The organism is Paenibacillus xylaniclasticus (genome assembly GCF_004001065.1).
GTDB lineage: Bacteria > Bacillota > Bacilli > Paenibacillales > Paenibacillaceae > Paenibacillus_T > Paenibacillus_T xylaniclasticus.
This window is the reverse complement of the sequence record NZ_BIML01000045.1, coordinates 1-17,687: the sequence shown is the minus strand read 5'-3', so window position 1 is coordinate 17,687 and position 17,687 is coordinate 1. Positions and strand designations below refer to the sequence as shown.

At 49.9% G+C, this 17,687-nt stretch carries 16 protein-coding genes; 14 read left to right on the top strand and 2 right to left on the bottom strand.

Translation table 11 applies throughout. The features are described from left to right. The first annotated feature begins 135 nt into the window (after window positions 1-135). From PXY01_RS21190 to PXY01_RS21140, 11 genes are all read left to right on the top strand, one after another. Window positions 136-363: a hypothetical protein gene (locus PXY01_RS21190; RefSeq protein WP_127573005.1), complete on the top strand. Its 228-nt coding sequence runs from the start codon at window positions 136-138 to the stop codon at window positions 361-363. 131 nt (window positions 364-494) lie between these two features. Then, window positions 495-701, top strand: a complete 207-nt coding sequence (locus tag PXY01_RS21185; protein ID WP_127573003.1) for a hypothetical protein — start codon at window positions 495-497, stop codon at window positions 699-701. A 23-nt stretch (window positions 702-724) separates the two neighbouring features. Further along, a complete protein-coding gene (locus PXY01_RS23420; RefSeq protein WP_164744537.1) occupies window positions 725-1,066 on the top strand; it encodes an AAA family ATPase in 342 nt (113 codons plus the stop codon). Window positions 1,067-1,183: 117 nt separating this feature from the next. Continuing rightward, complete coding sequence (locus PXY01_RS21175) at window positions 1,184-1,378, top strand: hypothetical protein (RefSeq protein ID WP_127573001.1); 195 nt, start codon at window positions 1,184-1,186, stop codon at window positions 1,376-1,378. Window positions 1,379-2,042: 664 nt separating this feature from the next. After that, on the top strand, window positions 2,043-2,537 hold the full coding sequence (locus tag PXY01_RS21170) for a phosphatidylglycerophosphatase A family protein (protein WP_127573011.1): 495 nt from the start codon (window positions 2,043-2,045) through the stop codon (window positions 2,535-2,537). A 122-nt stretch (window positions 2,538-2,659) separates the two neighbouring features. Beyond that, window positions 2,660-2,848, top strand: coding sequence for a glutamate decarboxylase (locus tag PXY01_RS21165; protein ID WP_127572999.1), 189 nt, complete (start codon window positions 2,660-2,662; stop codon window positions 2,846-2,848). A 36-nt stretch (window positions 2,849-2,884) separates the two neighbouring features. Next, on the top strand, window positions 2,885-3,769 hold the full coding sequence (accD, locus tag PXY01_RS21160) for an acetyl-CoA carboxylase, carboxyltransferase subunit beta (RefSeq protein ID WP_127572997.1): 885 nt from the start codon (window positions 2,885-2,887) through the stop codon (window positions 3,767-3,769). Then, the gene (locus tag PXY01_RS21155) at window positions 3,759-4,823 is read left to right on the top strand and encodes an acetyl-CoA carboxylase carboxyltransferase subunit alpha (RefSeq protein ID WP_127572995.1); all 1,065 of its coding nucleotides are present in this window, start codon (window positions 3,759-3,761) and stop codon (window positions 4,821-4,823) included. The genes accD and PXY01_RS21155 overlap by 11 nt, the downstream gene beginning before the upstream one ends. 118 nt (window positions 4,824-4,941) lie before the next feature. Beyond that, window positions 4,942-6,696, top strand: coding sequence for a pyruvate kinase (pyk, locus tag PXY01_RS21150; RefSeq protein WP_127573009.1), 1,755 nt, complete (start codon window positions 4,942-4,944; stop codon window positions 6,694-6,696). 83 nt (window positions 6,697-6,779) lie between these two features. Continuing rightward, entirely contained in the window at window positions 6,780-7,268 is a 489-nt protein-coding gene (locus PXY01_RS21145; RefSeq protein ID WP_127572993.1) for an acyl-CoA thioesterase, read from the top strand. A gap of 36 nt (window positions 7,269-7,304) precedes the next feature. Continuing rightward, complete coding sequence (locus PXY01_RS21140) at window positions 7,305-7,718, top strand: FxsA family protein (RefSeq protein ID WP_246028048.1); 414 nt, start codon at window positions 7,305-7,307, stop codon at window positions 7,716-7,718. A gap of 451 nt (window positions 7,719-8,169) precedes the next feature. Here the strand turns inward: PXY01_RS21140 and ytvI are convergent, their stop codons facing one another. Next, window positions 8,170-9,285, bottom strand: a complete 1,116-nt coding sequence (gene ytvI, locus PXY01_RS21135; protein ID WP_127572992.1) for a sporulation integral membrane protein YtvI — start codon at window positions 9,283-9,285, stop codon at window positions 8,170-8,172. A gap of 231 nt (window positions 9,286-9,516) precedes the next feature. Here ytvI and ppk1 point away from each other — a divergent pair, with 231 nt between their 5' ends. After that, the gene (gene ppk1 / locus PXY01_RS21130; protein WP_127572990.1) at window positions 9,517-11,577 is read left to right on the top strand and encodes a polyphosphate kinase 1; all 2,061 of its coding nucleotides are present in this window, start codon (window positions 9,517-9,519) and stop codon (window positions 11,575-11,577) included. 16 nt (window positions 11,578-11,593) lie between these two features. Here ppk1 and PXY01_RS21125 read toward each other — a convergent pair whose 3' ends face one another. Continuing rightward, a complete protein-coding gene (locus PXY01_RS21125) occupies window positions 11,594-13,123 on the bottom strand; it encodes a Ppx/GppA phosphatase family protein (RefSeq protein ID WP_127572988.1) in 1,530 nt (509 codons plus the stop codon). Window positions 13,124-13,407: 284 nt separating this feature from the next. Here PXY01_RS21125 and citZ point away from each other — a divergent pair, with 284 nt between their 5' ends. Beyond that, the gene (gene citZ, locus PXY01_RS21120) at window positions 13,408-14,520 is read left to right on the top strand and encodes a citrate synthase (protein ID WP_127572986.1); all 1,113 of its coding nucleotides are present in this window, start codon (window positions 13,408-13,410) and stop codon (window positions 14,518-14,520) included. Window positions 14,521-14,654: 134 nt separating this feature from the next. After that, window positions 14,655-15,950, top strand: coding sequence for an NADP-dependent isocitrate dehydrogenase (gene icd / locus PXY01_RS21115; RefSeq protein WP_127572984.1), 1,296 nt, complete (start codon window positions 14,655-14,657; stop codon window positions 15,948-15,950). Window positions 15,951-17,687: the final 1,737 nt, after the last annotated feature.

The window sequence follows — 17,687 nt, the reverse complement described above, 5'->3', positions numbered from 1 at the left end:
GGGTCCCCGGCGCGCGCGGCGGACAGCGCCGCGCCGGGGACCCCCGGCACCGCCGCCGCGGCTGCGCACCGCGAAGCGGCGCCGCCTGCGGGGGCGAAGCCCGCAGGCGAGCGTACACCCGCTGCAGCTAAGCGCGTGCAGCGGGTGTACGTGAAGATTGCGGCCGGGCGTGAGCAGCCGGCCGCGCTCGAGCAGCTGAAGCAGCTGCTAGTGTCCCATCACGGCCCGCTGCCTACTGTGCTGTTCTATGAGCGCGGCCAGCGGATGCTTGCACTTAGCGAGCCGTACAACGTGAAGCCGTCGCCGGAGCTGTTCGCCGCGGTCGAGGAGCTGCTCGGCAAAGGCTCGATCGCTGTGAAGTAAGAAGTTGTGAATAAATTCTTCATTAGTGTATTTATGGAGTAGTTCGTGTGTATGATGAAGGTTAATCGGTACTTTGTAGTTTTAGTTTAAAGACGATTCGAAAGCCGGTAAAAGTGGGTGGAGCCAAATATTTGGATTCGGACGGCGGCAATTTTGTAAACGTATTATCTTATTTGGACTCCGAATATGGTTTCTTAGATGACTTTACGGGTTATGTAAGAGAGTTTATTCATAAGCTTGATCGTGTAGAAATATTGAAGATTGACAATCTAATGACTCTTCAGCTTACGATCGATGGTAAGAATTTCAGTCTCAGCGAGATGTCAGATGCACCCTAAAGGCACTAGTTCTGACTGTATTATTGTGGACGCCTGAGAGGTATTCACTATTAAGTCTAGATGAGCCTGAATTGAATATTCATCCGGCTTGGCTTGGAGTGCTATCCAAATGGATGGTAAGATCGTTCTCTTCTGATCAATTATTTGTTAGCACTCATTCGCCTGATTTGTTGGATGGTTTTACAGCCGCATTTGCTCAGAATGAACCAAAAGAGCTGAATGTATATGCTTTCGATTCAAAAGCTCCTGCTAATAATTTGTTGAGAGTAAGGCCTGAAGTTCTCCATGACCAACTAGAAGAAGGCTGGAGACTAGGCGATCTTTACCGAATAGGAGAGCCACAACTTGGAGGGTGGCCTTGGTGACCAAAATCTATTACTTCTGTAATCCTGGAGATACCGAAATAGGCGGGATTGAAGCATTCCTGATCAAGATAAATTCGGGTGTTCAATGGATCGGGGACCACAGGAGAAGGGCTTCGCATGGATATGCTCGAAATTATACTCCAAAATTTTCAAGAGAGCGAATGTGACGGTATATTATTAATCGATGATGCCGATTGTCAGTTTGAGTCGCCAGAACAGTTAGAGGATGAACGGCAGAGGTTAGCTGCCCGAATTACTAAGAGCGTAGTGGCAAATTCCGTTCTATTATATGGTATCCTCTCCGGAAATTGAGGCTTGGTTCTTAATGGATTGGGAGCATTCATTCGAGATGATACCGGAATATCGACGAATACCGATAACCAATTTTCTTCACATTATCAAGAAAGAGATTAAAGAGAACATTGTTGGGGAAGTACTATGGAATCAGATCGAATTATTCGGTGCGCCTCGTAAGGGTCATGGTTGTACAATAAAATTAAGCGATCAGATCATTGAAGTTTTTAATATGAATCCGTCCGGTAATCTATCGAGCTTTGTGACTGAGAATCTCCCAATAATCGAAGCAAATCGCAGTTTGTTTAGGTACAGCAAAGATCTCCATGGGGCGGCAATGCTGAATCGAATTATCCCTGAACTTGTTGCTAGTCGTTGTCAATATTATTTTGCTCCTGTGTACCGGAAAATAAATCAATTAAATACCTAATACTGTATCGACCCGCGGATAGCTTGCCATTGACATGGACATGAAGGACGCGGGTCGTTTTATGTTGAGATGGCCGCCGCACGTCCTATTTTTATGCACATACGCCCGCCTGCCCGCATACATTAGGAGACACCGGGCTTTTCCGAGAGCTGGGGGACTTGCCCGTTGATGCGGTACACAGCCGCAATTCAAAAGCGAACAGCCGGCGGCATTATCCAATATGCGCTACCGTCCGGCTACGGAGGGATGACTATGGCGAGCGGGATTGAAGCATGGCTGCAGAAGCGCGGCGTATCGGTAGAAGACGTAGCGGAAATCGTATACTCGCTGCAGCGGCCGTACAACGCCGATCTGACGATAACGCAGTGCGAGGAGAGCGTACGAGCCGTATTGGCAAAGCGGGAAGTGCAGTATGTGCTTTATACCGGAATTGCGCTTGACGAGCTTGCGGAGAGACGGCTGCTCCCCGAGCCGCTGCAAGCGATTATGGAGACGGACGAGTCGTTGTACGGCGTCGATGAGACGCTGGCGTTAGGCATCACGAACGTTTATGGGATGATCGGATTGACGAGCTTCGGCTATCTTGATAAAGTGAAGCCTGGCATTATCCGACAACTGAACCTAAAAGGCGAGCGGATTCACGTTTTTCTCGACGATCTGGTTGCGGGCCTCGCAGCCGCTGCTTCGGCACGTATTGCGCATCAAGATCCGAAAGCGGTGAAGTACGACTTGCCTTCGTCCGACTAGAAGTTAAGGGGGCCCCCTGAAACGTCGGAGCCATGCGCTTCGGTTGCGGCCCGAAGAGCAGTTATGCTATCATTAATTCATTATAGGGCCTGGAGACCGATGTTTTTTAGGGGGTACCTTTTATGTGGACGGTCATCTATATTGCACCAACAACCAAGATTGCTGAGACGATTAAGACTCGGCTGACCGAAGAAGGCTTTCTTGTGCAGGTGAGGCCGATTAACCTGTCGAAGCAGCAATATGAAATACTGGTCCCGTCCGGTGAACTAGAGGAAGTTCAGGAAGTGTTGAACTCCATTCTTCATCCGTGATTCGGCCTAATAACTGCGCCGTGTGAGGTGTCATTCGTGTTCAAGGACTTATTCCATAAGAAGAAATATGCCACGGTTCCTTCCGTGCCGGCTCCTTTGCAGGAGAGGCAGAAGAAGGATATTCCCGAGGGCTTAATGAACAAATGCTCCAAGTGCGGCAACATTGCGTTCACTATGGAGCTGGAGAAAAACTTTAAGGTATGTCCGTCATGCGGGCATCACTTCCGACTTTCAGCATGGGAACGGATCGGAATGACGCTTGATGACGGACGTTTGCATGAATTCGACGCTAATCTGGAGTCAGTCGACCCTCTTGGGTTTCCAGATTACAAGAATAAGCTCGTCAAGCAGAAAGAGAAGTCAGGTTTGACGGAGGCGGTAGTGACGGGGGAAGGCACGATTGGCGGCATTCCAGTCATCGTCGCGGTCATGAGCTTCGATTTCTTTACGGGCAGTATGGGTTCTGTTGTCGGAGAGAAGATTACGCGTGCGATCGAGCAGGCGGATAAGAAGAAGCTTCCGCTTATTATTTTCTCGACTTCAGGTGGTGCTCGTATGCAGGAGAGCATTCTCAGCCTGATGCAGATGGCGAAGACGAGTGCGGCGCTGGCGAAATTCCAGGGCAACGGCGGCTTGTTTATCTCCGTCTTCACTGATCCGACGACAGGCGGTGTTTCGGCGAGCTTCGCTAGTCTTGGCGACATTAATTTGGCCGAGCCTGGCGCACTGATCGGTTTTGCTGGCCGCATCGTAATTGAACAGACGATCCGTCAGAAGCTGCCTGACAATTTCCAAACGGCGGAATTCAACCTGCAGCACGGCCAACTGGACAAGGTCGTTCATCGCAAAGATATGAGATCAACGCTGACGAAGCTGCTGGAACTTCATACCGTAAAGGGGGATTGGTCCGATGGCGAATGAGCTTCCATTCGAGAAACCGCTCGTGGATTTGCGTAAGAAGGTCGAAGAGCTGAAGCAGCTCAGCGATGATAAAGGCATCGATTTCTCCGAGGAAATCGCACGTCTGGAGCTCCGCTGCAAGCAATTGGAGGAAGAGATGTACAGCGAGCTGTCGGCTGCTCAGAAGATGCACCTTGCGCGCCATCATCAGCGTCCGACGTCGCTTGACTATATACATGCTATTTTTACCGATTTCATAGAGCTGCACGGTGATCGGCTGTTTGCCGACGACCTTGCGATCGTAGGCGGCATTGCTAGGCTTAACGGTGTTCCTGTAACGGTTGTCGGACATCAACGGGGCAAGGATACGCGCGACAATATCGCCCGCTTCTTCGGTAGTCCGCATCCGGAAGGATTCCGTAAGGCGCTTCGTTTTATGCAGCAAGCAGCCAAATTCAATCGCCCAATCGTCACTTTCATTGATACGAAAGGCGCATATCCTGGCAATACTGCTGAGGAGCGCGGACAATCGGAAGCGATCGCTCGCAACCTGCGGGAGATGGCTGGTTTTGGTGTGCCGATCGTCTGTGTCGTGATCGGGGAAGGCGGAAGCGGCGGCGCGCTGGCGCTTGGCGTAGGCAACCGTGTGCTGATGCTGGAGAATGCGATCTATTCGGTAATTTCGCCGAATGGCGCGGCGTCCATTCTGTGGAAGGACGCATCGAGAGCGGACGAGGCAGCAGAAGCGATGAAGATTACGGCTAAGGACCTGCTTGAGTTCGGCATTATTGAAGAGATCGTGCCGGAGCCGCAGGGCGGAGCGCACCGCGATCTGACGGAGCAGGCTGCTGCTATTAAGACAGCGATCGTTCGGCACTTGAAGGAGCTGTCACAATTTACACCAGAGCAATTGATCGAAGACCGTTACAATAAGTTTCGGAAGATCGGCGCTTTCTACGAGGGCCAAGAGTCAGCTCAAGCTGCTCCGTCTTCCGAGGAGGCGGCTCCTCTCGAAGCGGTTCAACCTGCGTTCGATAACGCCGGCGATCATTTGACAGAATCCGCTAAAGTATAAGACGAATTACGTGGCTGCCGTGTACAAGCACTAGAGCTGCAGCAAAGTAGTCTCTTGTTAAGCACGTAGATGTTATGGCAGTCGGTATGTTACTAAACGGAGGAATGAATGAAGAATGATACGCAAAACAAAGATCGTTTGTACGATTGGTCCATCGAGTGAATCGCTCGAGAATACGAAGAAGCTGATCGAAGCGGGCATGAACGTTGCTCGTCTTAACTTCTCGCACGGCGATTTCGAGGAGCATGGCAATCGGATTAAGAATATCAAGCAGGCTCGTCAAGAGTTGGGTAAAACCGTTGCGATTCTGCTCGATACGAAAGGTCCTGAGATTCGTCTCGGCAAGTTGAAGGAAGAGCCGATCGAGCTTGTGGCGGGCAATGCGATCACGCTGACGACAGAAGAAATTCTCGGCGATATTAACCGTATCCCGGTAACGTATAAGAACTTGCCGAATGATCTTTCGATTGGCTCGACGGTTCTGATTGACGACGGTCTGATCGGTCTGACGGTTGAGCGAATAGAAGGAACAGAGATTCACTGCCGCATTGTGAACAGCGGTCAGATCAAGAGTAAGAAGGGCGTTAACGTGCCGGGCGTACATATCTCGCTGCCAGGCATTACGGAGAAGGATGCAGCGGACATCGTATTCGGCATTGAGCAAGGCATCGATTTCATCGCGGCGTCATTCGTTCGTAAAGCAAGCGATGTACTCGAAATTCGTGAGCTGCTGGAGAAGCATAACGCAAGCCATATCCAGATCATCTCGAAGATCGAGAACCAGCAGGGCGTTGACAATTTGGATGAAATTTTGGAAGTGTCCGACGGCCTGATGGTTGCCCGCGGTGACCTTGGCGTCGAGATTCCGGCCGAAGAAGTGCCGCTCGTACAGAAGCTGATGATTCAGAAGTGTAACCGTGTCGGCAAGCCGGTCATTACGGCTACCCAGATGCTGGATTCGATGCAGCGCAATCCGCGTCCTACTCGCGCAGAAGCGAGCGACGTAGCGAATGCGATCTTCGATGGCACGAGCGCGATCATGCTGTCGGGCGAGACGGCTGCTGGCAAATATCCGGTAGAATCGGTACAGACGATGTCCCGTATTGCGGTACGTGCGGAAGCGGCTCTCGAATATCGCGAGCTGTTTATTAAGCAGGCGAATGCCCAGCAGACATCGGTAACCGAAGCGATTAGCCAAGCGGTAGCGAACTCTGCACTAGATCTGGAGGCAGCGGCAATTGTTACGTCGACGGAGAGCGGTTATACAGCACGTATGGTGTCCAAGTACCGTCCGAAGTCGCCGGTCATTGCTGTTACGCCTAACGAATCCGTAATGCGCCGTCTGGCACTTGTATGGGGCGTCATTCCAGCTTACGGCAAGAAAGCGGACACGACGGACGAGATGTTCGAGATCGCAATATCCGGCGCTATCTCGACGGGCATCGTCGGACTTGGTGACACGGTCGTCATTACGGCAGGCGTTCCGGTTGGCCGTGCAGGCACGACGAACCTGATCAAAATTCACCATATCGGCGAGCTTGTCGCGAAGGGACAAGGTATCGGCACGCAATCGGCCAAAGGCCGGGTCGTAGTTGCTCGCACATCTGCAGAAGCAATTGCTAAGGTGACGGAAGGCTCGATTCTGGTTACAGTGTCTACGGACAAAGATTTTATGCCGGCTATCGAGAAGGCAACGGCGGTTGTCACGGAGCAAGGCGGCATTACGAGCCATGCGGCAATCGTAGGTCTGAATATGGGCATTCCGGTCGTACTCGGCATCGAGAATGCAACGTCACTGCTGAAGGACGGTATGGAAGTGACGTTGTACGGTGAGACAGGTGTCATCTATACGGGCCAATCCAAAGTACTGTAACATTAATAGACAACGAGCGACGGTATCGGAACCGTCGCTCGTTGTCTATTGTGATGCTGTAGAGAGACGGGGGATTGAAGAAGATGGCTGAAACTGCATCCTGGCATGTATATCCGCTGCGCGTTCGTTATGAAGAAACGGATCAGATGCGCGTTGTATTTTACGGCAATTATTTGACGTGGTTTGAAATTGGACGCACGGAGATGATTCGTCATGTAGGCTTTCCTTACCGGGATATTGAGGCAGCAGGGCTGATGCTTCCGGTTATAGATGTCGATTGCCGATATTTGAAGCCTGCGCGGTATGACGACGTAGTATTAATATGCACACGAATTGCGGACATGTCTGCGGCACGGCTGGCGTTCGAATCGCAAGCGCGTCTTGGGACGGAAGCTCATATGGCGGCAGGCAGCCGGATCATGAGCGAGGAGGAGCTAGCAGGCTGCGAGCTCTTAGCAGCAGGTGGAACTCGTCATATGTGGGTGAATGCTTCATTCAAGCCGACTAGGCTGGAAAGGGCAATGCCGGAGCTGCATACATGGCTGCAAAATAATGTGCAGGTGGAACGTTAATCGGTTCATCATTTAACCGGATAGGAGAGAGACATCATGCGTAATCGGCGCAATTGGATGCTGGCGTTCCTGATCATGATTCCGCTTTTCGAGCTGTGGCTGATCGTGCAGGTCGGTGATTGGCTTGGCGGCGGTACGGCATTCCTGCTCCTGCTCGCAGGAGGAGTCGGCGGCTTCTACTTGGCTCGTATGGAAGGACGGAAAGCGTGGATAGAGGTACAGAATCAGATTAGGCTCGGCCAGCCGCCCGGGCATGCGATGCTGGATGGCCTTTGTATTCTGCTAGGGGGCATTCTTCTCATGATTCCAGGCTTCCTGTCTGACATCGTCGGCTTGACGCTGTTATTCCCATTCACAAGACCTCTCTATCGCCGCGTTATGCTCCGATTTCTAGAACGCAGAATGCGTGGCGGCGGTGGAGGCGGAGGCGTGTTTAGAATTTACTGGTAGAAAAGTCCCCGGAAATAAAAGGTTGTGCGGACAACAGTGAGACTGTTTTCTGCACAACCTTTTCGTGTTTCTGTAGAAAATCAGTGAGGCGTGTTCGTATACATTGGTGCATCGTTGTGCTGATAGCTCGTATCGATCCGCATCGACGCTTAATTGTTGTATCTATTACAGGAATGTAGAGGATGTGAGAGACGAGGCTAAGAAAGTTGCACAACATACACAAATGTTGCGTAAATCGCTTGATTTGATCTGCAACCAAGACCAAATTTTAGTATTCCATACAGTGACTTTGCCACCAGTGAAGATGAGCTGAGGAACAGCCTGCACATTAGGCAGACATGTCGAGTAAATGTTGTACTCCTTAGATCCTTGATCGGCTCAGTTTCGTACAGCAGTGTGTAACTCCATGAGGATAATATGCTGTACTCTTTTATGTAGGTTCATGTTAGGACTACTTTATACCTCGCATGATAAAATAATAGATGTCTCGGAATACGTTCGCCCGGTTAATAGCGATGAGAATAATGAGGGAAACTGGGCCGATAATGAGACCGAGCACGCCGAACAGCTTCAGGCCGACAAACATGGCAATGAGCGTTGGCAGCGGGTCGAGGCCAACGCTGCTGGCGAGCACCTTCGGCTCGATCATCTGTCTTGCTACGAGAATGACACCATACAGAATGGATAAGCCGATGCCCAGCTGTGTATCGCCGTAGATGAAGGAGTAGGCGATCCAAGGAACCATAACTGCACCAACGCCTAAATAGGGAAGCAGGTCGACGAGTCCGATCAAGAGACCGATTGTAATCGCATAGTCAACTCCGATCAGCAGGAGGCCGATAATGACGACGACAGCTGTGATGGAGATCATTATAAATTGGGAGCGTGCATAGCCGAACAGCGCTTTCTGCAAATCGCTCCATATCGTTGAGATTGACCTTCGCAGTCCTTGCGGAACCCAGCCGCTCATTAGCTTGGCATGCTTGTTCCAATCTTTGCCTATGAAGAAGGAGGCAAGCAGCACGATTACCATGATTGTTAGCATATTCGGCAAGGAGATGAGCAGCGCGGTCAGACCGTTAAAGAAGTAAGTGACGATATCCGAGCTCGCTTGGGCGAGCAGATTGGCCGTATCGGCGATTTTGGCGTCGATAGGCTCCTGGTATTTCGGATTTTCATTGTAGAAGGTACTGATTTTATCGATCAGATTTTGCATTTCCGGGGTGTTAATCAATTTATCAAATTCGTTGCGCCACCATTCAATCGTTCCGTTGATGGATTGCGACAAATGAATAATCTCGGATACGATCTTGGTAATAAGAGCTGTTACGACCGTTATGACAGCCATGACGAAGACGAATAAAGTGACGGTAACGGCTAGCCATCTCGGAAATTTGGCTTTGGATTGAAGATAATTGACAATCGGGTTAAGAGCATACGCGATAATCCATCCGATCAGGAACGGGTAGACGAGGGGCGTAACATAGACGACCGCAAGCGCAAAAATGACCAGCATGAGGAGCACGAAGGCGCCGCGCCAGACGCGCATCCAAATAAGCCGATTCAATAAGTCACACCTCCAGATGGAATAATGGATTTCATGTAGTGGAATGGGTTGAGTTGCTTGGAGTTACCATATTTTATCATGAACTAAATGATTTACCAAGAAAGTCTGAGGAGGCTTGTCCTGCTCTTCATGGGAAGGTACGGACAATGATTTACCTTCTTGATTACAAGCTGTTAACAGTATATGAGCCATCATCATTTATAATGAGGCATGAATGGAGGAACGCGGTCGATGAGCCAACAAGTGTCTACGTCTAACTATGTGAATCGTGATTTGAGCTGGATTGAGTTCAACCGGCGCGTCCTGCGTGAAGCACAAGATCCGACGACTCCACTGCTGGAGCGTGCGAAATTTCTAGCTATTGTATCCAGTAATTTAGATGAATTTATGAGTGTGCGCGTGGCGGGAACTCAAAGTCAGCTGCGGGCTGGCTATAACAAAATGGACTTTACCGGCTATACGCCTGTTGGATTGTGGAAACGACTAATTAAACGTACCTCTCAGATGGTAGCAGAGCAATATCGGTCGTATAGGGAACTGCTTCGCAGCATGGCCAAGGAAGGCATCGTGCTGCGCTCGTTCGGAGAGCTGAACCAGACTCAATACGCGGCGATGGAGCGATATTTTCATGATATCGTCTTTCCAGTGCTAACACCGATGGCTGTCGATCAGAGCCGTCCATTTCCGCTCGTGCATACGAAAGAGCTGTATTTATCGGTATTGCTTCGTAAGGAGGATCATCCGGATCGAGAGGAGCCGTTCTTCGCTATTGTGCAGGTGCCGTCAATTCTTCCCCGTCATGTGCCGCTTCCGGTGCGTGGCGGAACGAAGCGTGCAGAGTTCGTGCTGCTTGAGGATTTGATTGAGAATTATATTGATACGCTGTTCAAAGGCTATACACCTTTTGCTGTCCATCCGTTCCGGATTACGCGCAATGCCGATTTGACGCTGAATGAGGAAGGCGCGGAGGATTTGCTGGAGGAGATTGAGAAGGAGCTTAGGCGCAGACGCTGGGGGATGACGGTCCGTCTTGAGGTTGGCAGAGGAATTCACGAATATGCGCTGTCTGTTCTTAAGGATGAGCTTGAGATAGAAGATAACATTATCGAGATTGATGGTCCGCTTGATCTTAGCTTTCTGATGCGGTTCGCGAGCACGCTGCCGGGCTATGATAATTTAAGATATGAGCGATTGGAACCGGCCTATCCGCAGGAATTTGATGAAACCGACGATATGTTTGAAGTCATTCGCGAACGGGACGTGCTTGTCTATCACCCTTATGAGTCGTTTGAAGCGGTCACCGATTTTCTCCTTCAAGCAGCTTATGACCCCGAGGTTCTCGCGATCAAAATGACGCTGTACCGCGTCAGTGGCCATTCAGAGCTTATACAGGCACTTGTCAAGGCGGCCGAGTCCGGCAAGCAGGTAACGGTCGTCGTTGAGCTGAAGGCGCGTTTCGATGAAGAACGTAACATTGCGTGGGCCAGACAGCTGGAGAAGGCTGGCTGTCATGTTGTGTATGGGCTTATCGGCTTGAAGACACATGCGAAGATTATGCTGGTCGTAAGAAGGGAGATGAATGCGCTTAGGCGGTATGTTCATGTCGGAACAGGCAATTATAACGACAATACAGCGAAGCTGTACACCGACGTTGGTCTGTTCACGTCCCATCCAGTTATCGGCGAGGATGCCTCTGCCTTGTTCAACGAAATGACCGGCTATTCGGCACCTTACGAATGGCGTGCTTTTGGCGTTGCTCCGACGTCGCTGAAGGATAAATTGTTCGCTTTAATTGATCGAGAGAAAGAGCATGCGAAGGCGGGCAGACCGGCACGCATTATCGCGAAGATGAATTCACTGTCCAGTCAGGAAGTGATCGATAAGCTGTATGAAGCTTCCGGGGCCGGTGTGAAGATTGATCTCATCGTCCGCGGTGTATGCTGTCTCCGTCCTGGTGTAGCAGGCTGGAGTGACAACATTCGTGTAGTCAGCGTCATCGATCGTTTTCTGGAGCATTCACGGCTGATGGTATTTGAGAACGGTGGGCAGGAGGAAGTATTCTTGTCGAGTGCCGATTGGATGACTCGTAATTTGAACCGGCGGATCGAGCTGATGTGTCCGGTTTTCGACGAACGTCTGCGAAGCGCGATCAAAAATATTTTGTATTTGAATCTTAACGATAATGTTAAAGCCTATGAGCTGCTTTCGACAGGTGCCTATGAGCGTGTAACGAATGAACTGGCTCCGATAAGGAGCCAGTTCGAGGCGAAGCAAATTACGAATTGGAAATAATAGACGTGAACCACCGCTACGGTACAGGCGTCTCCAGCACCGGCAGCAGCCTCCAAGCTTTGCGGAAATCTTTGGACAGCTCTTCCACCTCGGCTCGTTCAATATCGAGCGGGCCGCTGCTCGTTAAGATATGAAGCTTCAGCATTCCATCCACCACTGCGATAGACAGACGACCGATCGACTGCGTCTCGCTTCGATCAAGCGCGATGGACAGCTGCAGAAGCATGCCGAGCAACGCGGCCGTATCGATATCGCCCTCGCTAAGCAGATCCCGGAATTCAGCAAGCTGCTGACGGAGCTTGCTTTTACTTTTGAACGAAGCGATAGCTGCGATCATGATGATCTCACGGTGGGATAAGCCGCTTAATTGCGAGTTAATTATTAAATAATACGTATGCTTAGAATATTGGTAATAATCAATCGATGCACCGATACGGAACAAGGTGGACGCGGCGTCGAGCCAGAGCGCGGCCCGCTCAGGAAGCTCGAAGTGATGGTTAAGCGTCTCAAATAATTGCATCGCCAGCCGGTTCACCTGTACGACATGAATAGGCGGTGCTTCCGGATGCAGTGCGCATAGATTTCGGATGCTGTATCCAAGCACATCGTCGAGTCTTGGGTTATTCGGAAAGCGGGTATCATAGAATAGGCCGTCCCGTAAACCTGCGCCGCACACAAGATAATGAGTGGCACGGAGCTTACGGTATATGACGCGGAGAATAGCAAGTCCGGTTATGAAGACATCCGCGCGGTCTTTGGACAGACCCGGCATTTTGCTTCTCTTCTCTGTTGGAACAAATCGCAGCTGCTCGAACAGCTTGTCCGTCCGCTCGTCTGATATTTTGTAATTATGGTTAAGCGGGAAGCTGTATTTACTTATTGCTTGATCGAGCTTTCCGAGCGCCCGTACTGTTCCTCCGACGCCGACGAGCGGCAGGCCAGGAGACCACTGCAGCCATGGCTCACGCTCTAGCGCCGTGTTCACCGATTCTTCTAAGGCGTGCAATTGCGTATCCGATAAAGTACCGTCCTCCGCCAAGAACGATCTTGACATATTTACGCAGCCAAAAGGGAACGATACGCTTTGTACAAGCGTACGGTCACGAAATAAGGATATTTCGGTGCTGCCCCCACCGATATCGATTAGAAAACCGTCCCGAATGTCCATCGAGTTAATCATCCCGAGAAAGCCGAACCGTGCTTCTTCCTCGCCTGAAATAATCTCGATGGTCATACCTGTTTCCTGTTGGAGACGTGCTGCAATTTCATCGCGGTTGACGGCGTTGCGGATTGCAGCCGTTGCAACCGTACGGATATATCCTGTCCGGTGATGGGTGCATATAAGCCGGTAATGGTTTAGAATGCTGATGAGCTCGTCGATTTTCTCCGGCATGAGTCGGCCCTGCTCATCGATGGCTCCACTGAGCCTAGCGGGACGCTTACTCCCGTCGATGACGCGATGAGCACCGCTAGCCGTTCGTTCATATACGGCTAACCGAATGGAATTGGAGCCGATGTCGATGATGCCGATCCGTTGTTCAATCATAAGGTTCCTCCGGAAACGAATGGAATGCCGCCCATAATGGGTTTGCGGACTAACGACATTTTACCATTTTGGACGAGTGAATAATAATCAATTTGAGTCGGTTACATAAAGCTTTTTCTACTATGGTTAAAAATACTTTATGATGTCGATAAAGGAATTCTATTTGAGGATTTGGGCTGATTTGTACACTTCAACGTCAAAAATACGGTATGATATATAATGTTGAAATTGAAACGAGAGCCTTTTTTCATTGTATAATTCCGCAACCAAAGGAGAGATAACACATGACAGCAACCAAGGGTCTAGAAGGTATCGTCGCTACGACGTCCTCCATAAGCTCGATCATCGACGGCGTACTCACGTACCGCGGAATCAATATCGATGACTTGGCCGAGAATGCTTCTTTCGAAGAGGTTGCCTACCTGCTGTGGTTCGGCAAGCTTCCGAACCAATCGGAGCTGGATGATCTGAAACGCCAATTGGGCGATTATGCTACCGTACCATCGGCAATCATTGAACAAATGAAACTGTATCCAAAGGACAGCAACTCGATGGCAGCGCTCCGTACGGCCGTATCGAGCTTAGCGCTCTATGACGCTGAAGCGAATGATATGTCGTATGAGGCGAATGTTCGCAAGGCGATCAAGCTGCAAGCGCAGTTGCCGACGATCGTTGCAGCATTTTCCCGTATTCGCAAAGGGCTTGACCCGATTGCACCGAAAAAAGGCGTATCCATTGCTTACAACTTCTTATACATGCTTAACGGCGAGGAGCCTAGCGAGGTAGCAGTGAAGTCGCTTGATCAAGCACTCGTGCTGCACGCTGACCATGAGTTGAACGCTTCGACGTTCTCCGCTCGCGTTACGGTTGCGACGCTGTCGGACATTTATTCTGGCGTAACGTCCGCAATCGGCACGCTCAAAGGCCCTCTGCATGGCGGCGCTAACGAAGCGGTAATGATTATGCTCGAAGAGATCGGCACGCTTGATAATGTAGAATCTTACATTACGGCGAAGCTGAACAACAAAGACAAAATCATGGGCTTCGGTCACCGGGTGTACAAGAACGGCGACCCTCGCGCGAAGCATCTGATGAAGATGTCGCGTGAGCTCGGCCAGCAAAAGGGTAACCTGCTGCTGTACGAAATGTCGACGAAGATCGAAGAGCTCGTAACGGGCCAGAAAGGTCTGAAGCCGAATGTAGACTTCTACTCGGCATCGGTATATACTACGCTGGGTATCGCTCGCGATCTGTTCACGCCGATCTTTGCAATCAGCCGTTTGTCCGGCTGGACAGCGCATATCCTTGAGCAATACGAGAACAACCGCATTATCCGTCCTCGTGCTGAATACACGGGTCCATCGAATACGAAATACGTTCCGATCGAAGAGCGTTAATTCGTTCGTTCAGCACGCAGCATCATTTACGTAACGAGTCAGGCGGGAGCGCCTTATGCAAGATTAACATTTGCGGGGGCTTGAATCCGCCGGACTTTGTTATGATCAATTTAATTTTCTGGGAGGAACCATTCATGCCAAAATTCGAGAAATACGCGCTACCAACTCAAGGCGAGCCAATCACAATTAAAGATGGTAAACTGCAAGTACCGAACAACCCAATTATTCCTTTCATCGAAGGCGACGGCACGGGCCGTGACATCTGGCGCGCATCGGTTCGCGTTCTGGATGCTGCTGTAGAGAAAGCATACAAAGGCGAGAAAAAACTTGCTTGGTACGAAGTTTTTGCCGGCGAGAAAGCGTTTAATACTTACGGCGAATGGCTGCCGGCTGATACGCTGACGGCGATCCGCGAATATATCGTAGCAATTAAAGGTCCACTGACGACGCCAATCGGCGGCGGTATCCGTTCCCTGAACGTTGCGCTTCGTCAAGAGCTTGACCTGTATACTTGCCTCCGTCCAGTACGTTACTTCAACGGCGTTCCATCGCCAGTTAAACGTCCTGAGCTTGTAGACATGGTTATTTTCCGCGAGAACACGGAAGATATCTATGCTGGTATCGAGTACCAAGAAGGCACGGAAGCAGTTAAGAAAGTACTCGCATTCCTGCAGCAAGAGATGGGCGTTAACAAAATCCGTTTCCCAGAAACGTCCGGTATCGGCATCAAGCCTGTATCGTCCGAAGGCTCGAAACGTCTCGTACGTGCAGCGATCGAATATGCAATCAAACATGGCCGCAAATCGGTTACGCTCGTTCACAAAGGTAACATCATGAAATTTACGGAAGGCGCGTTCAAGAACTGGGGCTATGAAGTAGCAGAGCAAGAGTTCGCTGATCAAACGTTTACGTGGGGTCAATACGATCGTATCAAAGAAGAGCAAGGCACGGACGCTGCTAACGCAGCACAGAAAGCAGCTGAAGAAGCTGGCAAAATTATCGTGAAAGACGCTATTGCAGACATCGCGCTGCAACAAGTTCTGACGCGTCCAACGGACTTCGACGTTATCGCTACGCTCAACCTGAACGGTGACTACCTGTCTGACGCACTGGCTGCACAAGTCGGCGGTATCGGCATCGCTCCAGGCGCTAACATCAACTACCTGACGGGCCATGCAATCTTCGAAGCAACACACGGTACGGCTCCGAAATATGCGGACAAAGACGTTGTAAACCCAGGTTCGGTTATTCTGTCCGGCGTTATGCTCCTCGAGCACCTTGGCTGGCAAGAAGCAGCTGACCTGATCTACAAAGGTATGGAAACGGCTATCAACAACAAAACGGTAACGTATGACTTCGCACGTCTGATGGAAGGCGCGAAAGAAGTTAAATGCTCCGAGTTCGCTAACGAAGTAATCGCGAACATGTAATATACAGTAAGGTTCTCCTTACGATCTCAGAAGTCCCCTGCGGGGAGGCTGGATCGCCTTAGTCGGCGAGGACAAGCTTCCTGCGGGGGGCTTGTTTTTTTTTCGCCCAATCGTTTCACCCATCCCCCTAAATCCCCCTTCCCCCAGGAAGGGGGACCCCAAAGGGCTCCGCCCTCTGGACACCGGGAGGTATCGATAAGGTGCGCACTCGGGGAGGGCTGGCGCGATGAGCCGCTTTCGTACGACCTTGTTCTGACATTCCCTTGATATAAGGGAATGTCAGAACAGGATCGTACACGCTCTACGTCGTGCAAGTAAGCAGCTATCTGGTGGTGGGCGGTTCGAGCGTTAGAGTGATTACGTGCGTATGTGTAAGTTTAAGATGGAAATCGTGCACTCATAACTTCGTGCTCGATGAGAAGGGACCGCTCTCGAACGATCGGTTCCCTGTGGGAACATCCGATCCGAGAGTGGTTCATCTATCCTATGATTCTTTAGTAAAATCTCGATGCTGAATTATCTCCTGAGTTTCTTCGTTGTTCTAAATCTGTTCCATCGCTCAATGGCTGAAGCAGCGAGTTCACGGTCATCCCCTCATAATATTGTCTTTTACATTTGTAGTGCTGTATCGTTCGGCATCTTTCTGCGTTTGAGAAGAAAGCTATTCTGCATGTGCCCTCCGTTGGATTGTTCTACACGTCCTATGTGACTGGTTTATACGGATTTATTCAGTCTTAATGTAAAGGAACCATTACATCAATGATAAATCATGATAGTTTATTAATTACAAGAAATTATGGATAGGAAGGGTGAAATGGGAGGTGAACCTTAGGGTTATTCATATTACTCGCATTACGCAGACGTTACTAATAAAACTTACGGACAGAAGTTATTTTTCTAGGAAGAATTGTCCATAGCCAGTTACCAAGAGAGTCAACGGATAGGACGTCGTCGAGCCGATAGTGTGGACATTCAAGGTGTGGTCATATGAATTGCCCATAGATGTCGGTTCTAAAAGGTGCACCTAAGGAAGACTACCGCAAGGTAATCGACCGATATGCTGCTACAGGTTGGAAGCTGCACAGTATTGAAGCGATTGCCTTCTTAAGCAGGGGGGCAGATGTCTACATTAGAGCTTGTGTTCGAACGCGTTGTCGACTAGGAAATTCTATTAGTCAGCAATATGCATTAGACGATACAGACAGCTAAAGCTGCATTAGACCCATAATCTCAAAGGGGTTATAACATAAGGATCTTATATAAAATCAAAGCCCGACCCAATGCGGTCGGGTTTTTTGATGGTAAAGGCGATTAAGCGCCATCTATTCTATTTGAATTTATTTATAAATGTACGTTATTGATTTTTGGAATAGGAAGAGACTCGCTTAGGCTCTGAAATCTTTAAGAAATATTAAACTCATTAATGGAAATAAAATGGTAGAATAGCAAAGGGGTGTGAATTGTAAATTTTTACACGATTTCACAATTAGTTATTATTCGTAATATGACGGGGAAGGTGTATGACGAATGAAGATTGAAGACTGCGCTATGTGGTCAAATTTATCAAGGAGATTTTGGAATGTGTCATAACGAACGGAGGCTGACGAAGTAATGCTAAGCTACGATCAGATACGCGCCAGCCTGCCGTTTCGGCTGCAGCGGCTCGATGCGTTAGACGTCGTCTGGAAGCCGAACGAGCATGGCCGAATGCGGCTGCGCGGAATCGTCGACGAGAGT

Excerpts from the sequence above, each read along its gene's own strand:
- PXY01_RS21170 (WP_127573011.1), top strand. The coding sequence starts at position 2,043 with ATGGCGAGCGGGATTGAAGCATGGCTGCAGAAGCGCGGCGTATCGGTA.
- PXY01_RS21145 (WP_127572993.1), top strand. The coding sequence starts at position 6,780 with ATGGCTGAAACTGCATCCTGGCATGTATATCCGCTGCGCGTTCGTTAT.
- PXY01_RS21175 (WP_127573001.1), top strand. The coding sequence starts at position 1,184 with ATGGATATGCTCGAAATTATACTCCAAAATTTTCAAGAGAGCGAATGT.
- PXY01_RS21140 (WP_246028048.1), top strand. The coding sequence starts at position 7,305 with ATGCGTAATCGGCGCAATTGGATGCTGGCGTTCCTGATCATGATTCCG.
- citZ (WP_127572986.1), top strand. The coding sequence starts at position 13,408 with ATGACAGCAACCAAGGGTCTAGAAGGTATCGTCGCTACGACGTCCTCC.
- PXY01_RS21125 (WP_127572988.1), bottom strand. The coding sequence starts at position 13,123 with ATGATTGAACAACGGATCGGCATCATCGACATCGGCTCCAATTCCATT.
- icd (WP_127572984.1), top strand. The coding sequence starts at position 14,655 with ATGCCAAAATTCGAGAAATACGCGCTACCAACTCAAGGCGAGCCAATC.
- PXY01_RS21155 (WP_127572995.1), top strand. The coding sequence starts at position 3,759 with ATGGCGAATGAGCTTCCATTCGAGAAACCGCTCGTGGATTTGCGTAAG.
- PXY01_RS21165 (WP_127572999.1), top strand. The coding sequence starts at position 2,660 with ATGTGGACGGTCATCTATATTGCACCAACAACCAAGATTGCTGAGACG.
- ppk1 (WP_127572990.1), top strand. The coding sequence starts at position 9,517 with ATGAGCCAACAAGTGTCTACGTCTAACTATGTGAATCGTGATTTGAGC.